Annotated in this window: 6 protein-coding genes and 4 pseudogenes; 6 read left to right on the forward strand and 4 right to left on the reverse strand. The window is 68.4% G+C overall.

Going from position 1 to position 12462, the window contains the following annotated elements:
* Positions 1-2720, reverse strand: a 2720-nt coding sequence (locus tag ACIP5O_RS29925; RefSeq protein ID WP_401299070.1) for a DUF6531 domain-containing protein, incomplete at its 3' end; no start/stop codon positions are given.
* A gap of 506 nt (positions 2721-3226) precedes the next feature.
* Between ACIP5O_RS29925 and ACIP5O_RS29930 the strand changes: the two genes are divergently transcribed.
* The 5 genes and pseudogenes from ACIP5O_RS29930 (at position 3227) to ACIP5O_RS29950 (ending at position 5845) form a co-directional block, all read left to right on the forward strand.
* Positions 3227-3976, forward strand: a complete 750-nt coding sequence (locus tag ACIP5O_RS29930; protein ID WP_401298746.1) for a transposase family protein — start codon at positions 3227-3229, stop codon at positions 3974-3976.
* A 119-nt stretch (positions 3977-4095) separates the two neighbouring features.
* Complete coding sequence (locus tag ACIP5O_RS29935; RefSeq protein WP_401298749.1) at positions 4096-4518, forward strand: hypothetical protein; 423 nt, start codon at positions 4096-4098, stop codon at positions 4516-4518.
* Positions 4518-5036, forward strand: coding sequence for a hypothetical protein (locus ACIP5O_RS29940; protein WP_401298752.1), 519 nt, complete (start codon positions 4518-4520; stop codon positions 5034-5036). The genes ACIP5O_RS29935 and ACIP5O_RS29940 overlap by 1 nt, the downstream gene beginning before the upstream one ends.
* A 19-nt stretch (positions 5037-5055) precedes the next feature.
* A pseudogene (locus tag ACIP5O_RS29945) lies at positions 5056-5469 on the forward strand (2-phosphosulfolactate phosphatase); the annotation flags it as partial.
* Between the two features lie 145 nt (positions 5470-5614).
* A complete protein-coding gene (locus ACIP5O_RS29950) occupies positions 5615-5845 on the forward strand; it encodes a Shedu anti-phage system protein SduA domain-containing protein (RefSeq protein ID WP_401299073.1) in 231 nt (76 codons plus the stop codon).
* 192 nt (positions 5846-6037) lie between these two features.
* Here ACIP5O_RS29950 and ACIP5O_RS29955 read toward each other — a convergent pair.
* Positions 6038-7040: pseudogene (locus ACIP5O_RS29955) on the reverse strand (IS630 family transposase).
* A 488-nt stretch (positions 7041-7528) separates the two neighbouring features.
* On the opposite strand from ACIP5O_RS29955, the gene ACIP5O_RS29960 reads away from it, so the two are divergent.
* Entirely contained in the window at positions 7529-9793 is a 2265-nt protein-coding gene (locus ACIP5O_RS29960; RefSeq protein ID WP_401298755.1) for an FG-GAP repeat domain-containing protein, read from the forward strand.
* Positions 9794-9869: 76 nt separating this feature from the next.
* On the opposite strand, the pseudogene istA reads toward ACIP5O_RS29960, so the two are convergent.
* Positions 9870-10897, reverse strand: a pseudogene (istA, locus tag ACIP5O_RS29965) (IS21 family transposase); the annotation flags it as partial.
* Positions 10898-10905: 8 nt separating this feature from the next.
* Positions 10906-11723 (reverse strand): annotated as a pseudogene (locus ACIP5O_RS29970) (IS5 family transposase).
* Positions 11724-12462 lie beyond the last annotated feature (739 nt).

The following is a 12462-nucleotide window of genomic DNA, read 5'->3' on the forward strand; positions in this document are numbered from 1 at the left end:
CCGGTCGTCATGGAGTTGAGGGTGCCCCCGGGTTCCCGGTTGAATCCCATGTCGACGCCGGCGGTCGTCTTCGCCGACAGGCCCAGCGGCCCGTGGTGGAAGAGGGTGTCGCCGAGCTTGATCCGCTCGCTCTGATCGGTCGAGGCGTACTGACCCGCGTACGTCTTGCCGCCCACCGTGATCGACTTCAGCTGGGAGTAGTCCGTGTACGACTCCCCCGTGCGGATGTAGTCGTCCGTGGAGGCACCGGCGGTCTCGTTGCCGGCCTGGTCGTAGGACCAGGTGCCGGTGGTGGAGGACTTGGCGGTGAGTTGCTGGGCGTCGTTGTAGGTGTAGGTGGTGCCGCGGGGGCAGCCGGGGTCGGTGCCCTGGCTGGTGAGGTTGCCGGCCTGGTCGTAGCAGTACTGCCAGGAGTCGGCGATCGTGCCGTTCTTCTCGTCCTTGGCGTAGGAGAAGCGGCCTGCGCCGTCGTAGGTGTAGCTGGTCTTGTAGCCGCCGACCGCGTCGGTCTTGGTGCGGATCTTGCCGCTGTCCTTGGTGCCGTTGGCGTAGGAGTAGGTCAGGTCGACCAGGGTTCCCTGCGGTGAGGTCGTCTTGATCTTCTCGGGGCGGCTGGACTTGTCCGGGGTGACGCTCTGGACCGTGCCGCCGGGGTAGGTGGTCTTGGTGCGGGTGTCGTTGTTGTCGTACTCGTACTTCGTGACCCTGCCGGTGGGGTCTTTGAGCTCGGTGAGGTTGTTGACCTCGTTGTAGGTGTAGTCGGTGGTGCCAGCCGGGTCGGTGTAGGTGTCGACGTTGCCCGCGGGGGTGTAGGTGAGCTGGGTCTGCGAGCCGTCCTGCAGGGTGCGGACGGTTTCGCGGGAGAGCGGGTCGAAGGCGTAGGAGGTGATGCCGGAGCCGTCGGTGCGCTGGACGAGGTTGCCGTCGCCGTCGTAGGCGTAGACGACCGTGGTGGTGGGCGTGGAGACCTGGACGACGCGGTCGCGGGCGTCGTAGGTGTAGGTGGTCTTGACGCCGCGGCCGTCGGTGACGGTCTGGGGGCGGCCGAGCTGGTCGTAGGTGTAGGTGGTGGTGCCCAGCGGGGCGGGCGGGGTGACCTTGGTCAGGTTGCCCTTGGCGTCATAGGTGAACGAAGTGGACACCGACCTGCTGTCGGACAGCTTGGTCGTGGCCTTGCAGCGCTGGCCCTCGAAGCCTCCGCAGGTGGGGGTGGCCTTGTTGTGCTCGAAGGTCTGCTTGCCCCCACCGGTGCCGGTGATGGCGACGGAGGTGGTGTTGCCGGCCGCGTCGTAGGTGTAGTCGGTCTTCTCGTCGTCCGCCGTCGTCATCGAACCGGGCAGGTCGGCCCCGGCGATGGTCTGGTAGCCGGTCATGGCGGCCGTCGCACCGGTGGGCAGCTTGGTTGAGGTGGGGTTGTTGCGCCCGTCCCAGCCGTAGGTGGTGACGTTGCCGCCGGTGCCGCCCGTGCCGGTGCCCATCGCGTCGGTCGCCGTGGCCACGTTGTGGTTGGCGTCGAACGTCCTGGAGCGGGAGTGGGTCAGGGCGTCGGTGGTCTTGGTGACCCGGGCGTCCTTGTCGTGCTCGTACTTGGTCGTGTGGTTCTCCGGGTCCGTGACCGTGGTCGTGCCTGCCGCCTGGGGGCCGGTGTTGGAGTAGGCGTAGGTGTAGGTCGGGCCCGTGTGACCGGAGGCGTTGAAGCCGGTGGCCCGCAGCATGGAGCGCACCCGGTTCTGGGCGTCGTAGGTGAAGACCGTCACCCGCCCGTCGGGGGTGGTGATCTTCGTGATGCGGCCGTCGGCGTCGTGGGCGTAGAGCGTGGTCTTGCCTGCGGTGTCGGTGGTGCGGGAGAGGTTCCCGCCGCCGTCCAGCTCGTAGGAGGCGGTGCGACCGGTGTGATCCTTGGCCACCAGGTGGTTCTCGTCGGTGTAGGCGAGGTCGATCCAGCGGCCCGAGCGGGTTTCGGTGAGTTTGGAGCCGCCCTCGCGGTGCTCGACGGTGATCGTGCCCTTGTTCCGGTCGGTGACCTTGGTCAGCACCCCGTTGGCGTCATAGGTGTCCTTCGTCCCGGACTTGCGGTCGGTCAGCGTGAAGGTGTAGTCGGCATTCTCCTTCAGGTCCTTCGAGTAGCCCTTGGGCGTGGTGAAGGAGCCGTCGGACGCCTTGGCGAAGCGCAGGGTGGCACCGGTGGCATCGGTGAGGACGACCTCGTTCTCCGAGCGCCAGAAGGAGCGCTCGTACTCCTGCCACCAGCGCGGGGAGACCAGGCCGCCGGCGCCGTCGAAGGAGTTGTAGGTACGGGCCAGCCGCAGTTTCTGCCCGACACCGGCGACCTCGAAGTCGGTCGCCGCCAGCATCAGGTTGCCGGTCGACAGGTTGATCCGGGCCACCAGCGAGTCGGTGATACGGAAGTCGGTGATCTGGTGCCACGGAACCGCACCCTGGCCCCCGGGCACGGTGACCGGCTTGTCCGGATCCTCATCGGAGACGGCAGCCGGAGCCGAACGAGCCGACAGCTTGGCGGCCGAAGGGCGGACGCGGCTCTTCCGAGCCTCCTCCCAGGCCTTCTCCCCGGCCGTATCGGGAGCTTCCGCCTCGTTGGGCACCGGCCGGTTGGAGCCGACCTTGACCGGCGGCACCCCCAGGCGCGGCCCGTCCGTCTTCCCCCACACCGAGACCGGACCCGGATCGACGGCGGCCGGCTCGGCCAGAGCCGGTACCATCGACGCGGCCAGCGACAAGGCCGCCACGGCGGCGACCAGGCCGTACCGGGACGACCTGCGGGCACGCCGAAGAGACGTGCCCGAAGCACGTGAACGCATGAATTCCCCCCACGGGAAACAGCCACCGCGACCCCAGCGGTCACGCGGCGTGCACACGCTGCCACGAAACCTCCACAGCAGCCGCCGCGCTGCCCTCGAACACACGATCCACACGGCGCGGAACCAGCCAGACCGCTTCCCGCCTCATTGGTTCCGCGAATCCCCCCGCATCGGGCATGCACGGACAAGGGAGATCGTTACCGGGCGACAAGGTTTCGCATGACGAAAGAACCACGCACGTAGGTTGACCTGATCATGCCGGTGCTATCGATCGGCCCGGTCGGGGCGTCATTGAGCTTCTTCAATGTGGCCACCGATCGGGTGACGGCTCGTGAAGCGCAACGAGCAAGACCCCCGGCTGTTGATCGAGATGTCTGACGTCTCAATCACGTTGCTCGGGGGCCTCGTTGGTCATCCATCCTGCCGCACTCGACCTGCCGCATGCACTCGTGGAGTGGGTCACCATGCTGATCATCACTCCGGAGGGCGACCGGCGCTGCAAGCTCCGTCCGTCCCAGCGAGCGATGGTGGCACTGGTGTACCTGCGCGAGCACATCACTCTGGCGAAGATCGCCGCCGGGTTCGGGATCAGCGAGTCCACCGCCCACGCCTACACCAGTGCGGTCGTCGACCTGCTCGCCGCTCGTGCACCGGGCCTGCTCAAGACGCTACGCGAGCACGATCCGGACTTCGTCCTGCCCGACGGCACCCTCGTCGAATGCGACCGGGTCGGCGACGGCCGGGCCGACTACTCCCACAAACACCGACGCCACGGCGTGAACGTGCAGGTCGTCACCGAGCCCGACGGCCGGCTGCTGTGGCTCTCGCCCGCCCTGCCGGGCCGCACCCACGACCTGACCGCCGCCCGCACCCACCGAATCATCCGGATCTGCGAGCGCCAGGGCATTCCCATCGTGGCCGATCTCGCCTACCAGGGCGCCGGTCCGTGGCTGACCACGGGCATCAAGCGCAGGCCCCTGAAGGAACTGACCCCAACCGAGAAGACCCGCAACCGTGCCCTGGCCACCACACGGGCACCCGTCGAACGTGGAGTCGCCCGCCTGAAGTCCTGGCGGATCTTCCGCAGGTCCCGGTGCAGTCCCAACCGCATGACGTCAATCGCCAAGGCCGTCCTCACCCTGGAGTTGCAACGCTGAAGAAGCTCAGTGAACCCGACGCAACTGGCCAGGGAGTAGCTCCACCTGAAGGTGTCGGCGGATCGGCGTCCGGTGGAACCGCTGATGGGACAGTGTCGAGCGGAACGTCGGGAATCGAGGTGGCCACGACCTCGCTCGACGGAGCAGTGGGGCCGGATAGCCCTCCGGCGGGAACCAACGGCACCACGGTTTGCACGACAACCGGTGGGAGCCTGACAGGGAAGGTCCCGGCGCAGCCATCTCTCCTGGCCACCGATCTGCTGCGCAAGCGGTTGGCGGAACTCGCCCAGCAGGAAACGCGGCTACGTAAGGAGTACGACCGGCTGGGGCAGGAGGCCAAAGACGTCAGCCAGTTGCGCAAGATGGTGCGCGACGAGCTCGGCCAAGTTCGCAGGTATCTCAAGGCAATCCGCGAGGCCATCAAGGAGGCGGAGAACGTCGGGCAGAAGGGCCTGGACGCCCTGCCGCTGCTCGGCATCACCGCCGACATGCTGGGACTCGAGGACCACCACCTGACCGCTATCGCCAAGGAGACCGTGTGATGCTGGCCGATCTCTCCTCCGCCGAATGGCATGACCACTGGAAGCGCATGGTCGACGTCAGTCAGCGCGAGCAGCGCCGCGGAGCACATATCGCGGACATCGTGACGGTCGACGGCTGCGTGGTCGAGATCCAGCACGCATCGATGTCCCCGACGAAGATCGAGGGGCGCGAGCTGGACCACGGGCACATGGTGTGGGTGTGGGACGCGCGGCAGGCCTTCTCGTCCGGACAATTGCAGGTCACCTGCCTGAACGGGGCCGTGGTCTCATTCAGGTGGCGCAACCACCGCCGAAACCTGAGGAGCTGCCGTCGCACTCAGTTCCTGGACCTCGGCCGCCTGACCCCGGGTGGCCCGGCTGTGGTCCTTCGCATCGAGCAGTTCAACGAGGACGGCACGGGTCTGGGCAGCCTGATCTCGCACCACTCAATGCGCCTGTGGATGACATGCGGCATCAAGTACCGCCCCCTCGCCGAAGTACCGGAAATCCCCCAGCAGAGGGCGAAGACTGTGGCGTGACCGTGTAGCTAGGGCGGCCCCGGGGACGGTCGGCGCCCTTGCCGTGAAGGATGCGCCGCTGGTGCTGTGCGCCAGCTTCGTGGTGGCGGAGGCGACCGCCCGGCTCTTGCGGACACGCAAGAGCGACAGTGTCACGTTCGTGGTCACCGGCGAAGACGGACAGGCGGATGAAGATCTGGCGTGCGCTGAATACATCGCCTGCAGGTCCACTGACGCCGAGGCGGACGCTTCTGTATTCCTCCACCGAGCTGCCAAGTCGCGCGCCGCTGTCGAGCTTACGCAGGGGGTACGTCAGGGAGTGCACCCTGACGACGTTGCACTCTGCCTTGAGCTCGACCGGTTCCCCTTTGTCATGGCGGCAGCCTTGGAAGACTCGCTCATGGTCCTACGTCCGTGCGCCGTACCTGCGCACGCCGACGACCCCGCGATCTGATAAGCGACAGCCAACATCCGGTCGGGCATGAGGCATCAGGCACGTCTCGTTGGCGGTGCATCGAAGGCGGCAGGCACGCCCGCCCCCCTGATCACGATCCACAAGTCTTGACTACTGCTCGGCCCAACAACTGGTCAGCGGCCAACTGCATAGGCAGTTCCGGGACGACGGTGCCCCGACCGGCATCGAGGTCTCCACCGTCCGCCCGCGACAGGTACTCGTGATCGGAAGCCTCAACGAGTTCACCGACGGCGGCGCGGCGAAGCCCGAGAAGATGACCTCCTTCGAACAGTACAGACGATCCATCCAGGACGTCGAAGTCATCACGTTCGACGAGCTCTACAAACGGGCCTGCTTCATCGTGCAGGACAGATGAACCACGACCGAACCGAACGGGAAACTCCCGAGCCGGGAGCAGCCAGTCCGAACATCCCGGCTGGCTGCTCCCCTTCGCCAGCCGTCAGCGGGCGTCTCGGGCGATCCACCGGCCGACCGCAGCCCAAGGAAGACCTTCCGGCCTGGAAGGAGGAGCACAACCCCTCACATCGCAAAGTCCGCGCCCTATTGATCAGAAACTCATGGGGTTCTGGTCCAGGACGTAGCGGACGTGTGGGCCGCCGAAGTATCCGCGGAGGATGTGTGGCTGACGCTGGCGTCTGCGGAAGAAGCAGCGGGTCTCCGCGGCGAGTTCGGCCTGGTCCCGGGCTCGGTGCTGCTTGGGCAGGCTGTGTTTGAGGTCGGCGTTGACCAGCTCGTCAGGGTTGAGCTCGGGTGAGTACGGGGGCAGGAAGTGCAGCTCGACGTCGTCGGGATGAGCGGCGAGCCAGTCGCGGACCTTCTTGGAACGGTGAGCGGAGTGCCTGTCGACTACGAGATGGACCTTGCGGTCGAAGTGGCCGGCGAGTCGGTCCAGGAAGCGGCACATCACCTCGGCGGTGAAGCTCTCGGTGAAGACCATGAAGTGCATCCGGCCCTTGGTGCTGATCGCCGACATCGCGTTCACCGAGAAGCGGTTTCCCGTGCGCCGCACGATCGGGGTGCGGCCCTTCTCGCCCCAGGTCCGGCCGGTGACCTGGTCGGAGCGGACGCCGGCCTGGTCGGCGAACAGAATCTCACCGCCGTCCCTCTTCGCCTTCGCCCTGATCGCCGGCCAGGTCTCCTCGTGCCAGTGCCGCACGGCCTGCAGGTCCTGCTCCACGGCCCGCTTGTCCGGACGCTGGAAGGACAGTCCCCAACGCCTCAGATACTTGCCCACCCCCGGCTCGGTCAGCCGCACCCGAAACAGCTTCGCGATCAGCTCGCCCACCAGCCGCCGCGTCCACAACTGCCCGCTCAGACCCACGTCACAGGGCCGGTGGTCCAGGACCGCCTGCCGCACTTGCGGCCTGTTCGGATTCCCCGAGTACCTGGTGCACCCCGACTGGCTTGCCCCGTGGCCGCATGACCAGCGCACCACGGCCGCCCTCCTGCCACTTCACCCACCACTTGTCGACCGCCTTCAGCGGCACCCCGAACAACACCGCCACGTCCTCACGGTCCCGCCCCGCCACCAACGCATCCACTGCCCGCAACCGCAGGGCCTCCTGCGCCGACGGCGATAGATGCCGCGCGTCCCCCTGTCGGAGTACGGCCTCAGTTCCCCAGTTGCGTACGGATGAACGTCCCCAGTTGATGGCGCGAGTTAGGGGGGCTGAACTGTGCGGAGGTCACAAGATCGTCTCTGCTGTAGGCCGTCTGACCTGGTCCTGGCAGGATGCGTGGATGCAGATCCGCGACTCGCTGGCGGCGCTGACGGGCCGGGCGGCGGCCCCGTCCCGGGGCCTCTCCTCCGACCCGGGCCCGTCCGCGGAACAGCGGTAGGAGCGGGGTGACACGGGGTGGCCGGCCGGGAACGGCCGTCCGGGGCGGGCCGGTTCCGGGGCGGCCGGGTCCTGCCCCTCCGGATCGGGCCGGGCTCGCGGCGACGACCTGGGTTGTCGCTTTTCGGTCATGCCCGGGGGCGGCGCGAGGTGGGACGGAGGGGGCCGCTACTCTCCTCCTCTCTAGGGGAGGGAAATACGTGAAGCACCTTCGTGTACCCGGGCGCGTGCCCGGGCGCCGTCTGACCGCCGCGGCCGTCACCGCGGTCCTCGCTGCCACGGGCGGCATCCTGTCCACGGTCCCGGCGACGGCGACATCGGTCCCGGTGACTGCGGCCGACAGCGCGGACCAGCAGAAGACCACCGTCCCGTTCCCGCGGAACGCGGAGGTCGTCGGCGCCGGCACCACCGGCTTCCTGTCACGGACGAACGGCGCCGCCCCCGAGCTGCGCTGGACCCGCTACGCCGACGGCACCTCCACCGTGCTGCCGTCGAGCCCGCTGCGCGGCGCGGTCTCGGACGTCGTGGTGACGGGGGACCACGCCACCGACGTCACCAAGTTCCGGGTCGTGACGCTGCACGACATGGCCACGGGCGCGGCGCCCGTGCGGATCGACCTGAACACGCTGGGCGAGGACCACGTCTACCGGGGAGCCGTCGGGGCGACCCTGGTGGTCGGGGTCAAGCAGGCCGACGGCACGATGGAGGCGCGCCTCCTCACCAGGACGGGTGCCGGCCTCGACGAGCGCACGGTGACCGGACTGCCCGCCGGCACGGTGGGCTTCTCGGTGACGAGCGTCTCCTCGTCCTCGTTCGCCCTCGTCGCGGTGGCCGGACCGGTGGGCGCCCGCACGTACCACCGGCTCGCGGTGGACGTCCGTACCGGCGCGGTCACCGACGCCTACCCGACCACCGGCACCCAGCGGGTGTCGGGGGCGCTCTCGGACAGCCACCTGGTCTGGGACGAGGAGACCGGACCGTCGATCGTCATCGGCACGCGGGGAAGTACCGAGACGCGGCGGATCCCGCACGAGAGCCTCGTCCAGTACGGTCTCGTCGGCCACTGGCTGCTGACCGCGCGCCCCTACGTCCTCGGGCACGACACGCGCCGTGACGTGCAGCGGCCTCTCTCGGTGCGGTCGCTGACCGACCCCGAGGACTACGGGGACCAGCTGCTGGAGCACATGTCGTCGCTCGTCCCGGGCCCGGACGGCTCCGTGCTGGTCCGGGGCGGCACGCACGAGCACGGCGAGGGGCTCTACCGCGTCACGGTCGGTGCGGACGGGCGGCCCGTCGCCGAGCAGGTCGCCGCCACCGGGGAGCCGACCTCGGTCGGATACCTCGGCGCCGACGTTCCCGCGGTGGCCGACTTCGACCGGCGGAAGGCGGTGGACCTGCGGTGGCGCTTCTCGCGCAAGAACACCCGGGTGTACCTCAAGCTCACCCACACGGGGACGGGCGCGTCGAACGAGATCGTGATCTGGGAGCCGGGCGGCCGTCACCCCGACCTGGGGCCGGACACCGTCGGCTGGACCTGGCACGGCGAGGACCCCTGGTCCCCCTGGCTGTCCGGGGTCAGCGGCGCGTACACCTGGGAGATCGAGGCCGTGCCCCTCGACGGCGTCGGCAGGTCCGCCCGCGCGTCCGGCACGATCACCCTCGTCCGCAAGCCGACGGCGCACGACTACAGCGGCAACATCGACCCCGAGATCTTCGCGCGGGACTCCTCGGGCCGCCTCTGGGTCGCCCAGGCGAACTACGACGAGCAGTGGGGAGCGCTCGTCGAGACGCACGAGACGCCGGTCGGCTGGGGCTGGGGCGGCTACGACCGGCTGGAGTCGGTCGGCGACATCGCGGGAACGGGCACGACCGACACCCTCGCCCGCGACAAGGACGGCGTGCTCTGGCTCTACCAGGGCTCCGGCGACCCGGCGAAACCGTTCCTCGGCCGAGTCAGGGTCGGCGGCGGCTGGCAGACCTACGACCAGGTCGGCGGCGGCAGCGACCTGACCGGTGACGGCCGGTCCGACGTCGTGGCCACCGACAAGTCCGGTGTCCTCTGGCTCTACAAATCCACCGGCAGCGCCAGCAGCCCGTTCGAGACGCGCAAGAGAATCGGGGCCGGCTGGGGGATCTACAACCAGATCACCGCCGTCGGCAATCTCGCGGGCGGCCCCGCCGGAGACCTCGTCGCCAGGGACAGGGCCGGGGTGCTGTGGCTGTACCTCGGCAAGGGGGACGGCACCTTCGCCGCCCGTACCCGGATCGGCAGTGGCTGGGGCACCTACGCCGGCCTCATCGGCGTCGGCGACGTCAACCAGGACGGCCACCCCGATCTCCTCGCCCGCCCCAAGGGCTCGGAGTCGTTCCTCTACGCCGGTACGGGCGACTGGCGGGCCCCGTTCAAGCCGCGGCGGGCCGGCCAGGTGTTCACCGAGGTCTCCGGGTACAACGAGGTCTTCTGACGGGCCCGTTCCCGGACGTGCACCGGGCATCGGTCCCTGATCCCGGCCGATCCGGCCCGATCATGAAGTGACGGCCTCAGCCCTCCGCGCCGCGCTGCTCCCCTCCTCCAGGGCCAGGAAGCGGCGCGGCGCCAGGGTGAGGGGGACTGTCCCAGTGGGTCTCGTCGACGACGCGGACTCCGCGGCCCACCGCCCGCGGGTGGATCGCCAGCAGGCTTTCTCCGTCATTGCCGGGGGCGATGGAATGGATCATGGCCTGGGGCTTCGTGGCCCTGATCTCGACCAGCTGCCGGGGGTGGACCTTGCGGGCCGGCACCGAGTAGAGGTTGCCGCCGAAGGCGACCAGACAGTCCTCGCCGACCGGCCGCAGATGTCGTTCGGCCACCAGATACGGAGTCGGCGGGAGCGGCTTGAGGGCAGCGTGGTCGCGTGCCGCACGCTCCCCGATGATCTGCTGGTGAGTCCTGTGGGCCTGGGCCCGCCGCTGCGGGATCCAAGTGGTGAAAGCAGCGTCCTTCTCCTCGGTGGAGGAGAAGGACCGGCCGGACAGGACGTGGTCGCGGACGATGAGAACCTGCCGTTCGACCCTGCCCTTGCCCGTGGGCCGGTAGGCTGCCAGGACGTCGATGTCGAAGTCATAGTGGCCGGCGAACCCGACCGCCTCCGGATGCAGCGGAACGGCCTCACCTGGAGCGACGTGGCGGCGGACGACGGTCTTGGTCGGTCGTAGACGATCGCCATAGGGACGCCTCCGAAGTGGGCGAAGGCCCGGCGGTGGCACTCGAAGAAGCTCTGGAGGTCCTGGCTGGTGGTGAAGCAGCAGAACGGGTCGCGCGAGTACGACAGCGTCATGTGGAACGAGTAGACCTTCGGAATGCCCATGTGAGCGAGGATCTGGCCCTCATCGCCCCAGTCCACCTGAGCCTGAGCCCCGGGGATCACCTCGAAGCGACGGTGCATGCCCGCCAGTTCCTTCGGCGTGATGCCGAGCTCCTCGGCGATCCGGGGCCGGGCATCCTGCACGTAGAGCTTGACGCGCTGCTAGGTGCCGGTGAACCCATATTCCGATGCCAGCCACTCATGGATCACGGCGGCCTTCATAAGACCGTGTCCTATGTGGTGAGGCGGAGGAGTCGTTTGTAGCAGCAGAGGGCTGCGGCGATGCCGAGGAAGGCCAGGTAGTTGCGGGGATGGCGTTTGTATCGGTGGTTGAGCCGGCGGTAGCCGGTCAGCCAGGACATGGTCCGCTCGATGACCCATCTGCGACGCCCGAGTCGTTCGGAGGAATCGATGCCCTTGCGTGCGATGCGGACGCCGATGCGCTTGCCGCGGAGCTATTTGCGCAGTTCAGGTATGTCGTAGGCCTTGTCGGCGTGCAGACGCTGGGGTTTGAAGTTCCGTCCTCGGTGGGGGTGGTGTCTCGTTTGGTGACCGAGCACCATGGGTTTCAGGGCCTGGCTGTCGTGGGTATTGGCGGCCGAGAGGCCGACGAGGAGAGGCAGTCCGTTCGCGTCCGACAGGACGTGCATCTTGGAACCCGGCTTGCCCCGGTCCACGGGGCTCGGACCGGTGAGTTCGCCCCCTTTTTCGCCCTAACGTGGGCGGAGTCGAGGACGGCGCGTGAGAGGTCGAGCAGGCCGGCGTCGTCGAGCCGGTGCAGGATCTCCTCGTGCAGTCGGCCCCAGACTCCGGCCCGGGACCAGATCAGGAACCGGCGGTGGGCGGTCGGCTTCGATATGCCGAAGCAGGGCGGCAGGGCCCGCCAGGCGCAGCCGGAGACCAGGACGTAGATGATCGCGGCGAACAGCGTCTTATCAGGCGTGTCCTGCGTCCCACCGCCCTGCGGCCGCACCTTCGACGGCGGGATCAGCGGCTTCGCGATCTCCCACAACCCGTCCGGAACTATCCAACTCCATGTACCCCGCCCTATGACCAGCTCAACGACCGCCTCACCACATAGGACACGGTCTAAGTGGGCGAGTCGATGGTCGGCTCTGTCGCGTCGCTGCCGGAACGCGGCGCCTCGTTCCCGTTCGTCGGCGTTCAGCACCGAATCGGCCGACGCGTCCGTCAGGTGGGGGAGGGCGTCCGTCCATGCGAACCACATCCGTAGAGGTTCACCGGAACGAGGCAGCCCACATGGCTGTTGCCACGCCTCAGGAGTGAGTTCCACTGCGTGCAGGGAGGGCCGGTCACAGGTCGTGGGCCGGTGGGTGACCGGGCCGGCGGGACAGGACGTCGGCGGCGGAGTGGTGAGCCGGATCCCGTACGGTGCGCTGGTCACCCCGTTTGCCCTCCTCCGTTTCCCGTCCCGTCCGCACCGACAGCCTTCCTGTCCGGCACCAGGACGTCGTCCCCGTACAGCGCCTGGGCGGGGTTTGATCGAACTCCGTATACGTGGAAGGTGGCTGACCAGGCATGATGACGGATGCGGAGTGGCTTGACCACTGGTTGCAACGGGCTCCTGCCCTCCCCGAGGCGACCCTGGAGCGCATCGTGGAACACCTGGCCGAGGATGATGACGACTAACGAGCTCGTGCACGGTAAGCGGTGAGACGTCGAGGACTCCGGCGGGCCTGATGCTTACCTCTGTCGTCGTGGGTTTAGGTCCGCGGTCTGCTGGTGGGACAGTAGGCCGGCGAGGGCCTGGACGGTGCCGCTGATGTGCT

This window comes from Streptomyces sp. NPDC088915 (assembly GCF_044749825.1).
Lineage (GTDB): Bacteria > Actinomycetota > Actinomycetes > Streptomycetales > Streptomycetaceae > Streptomyces.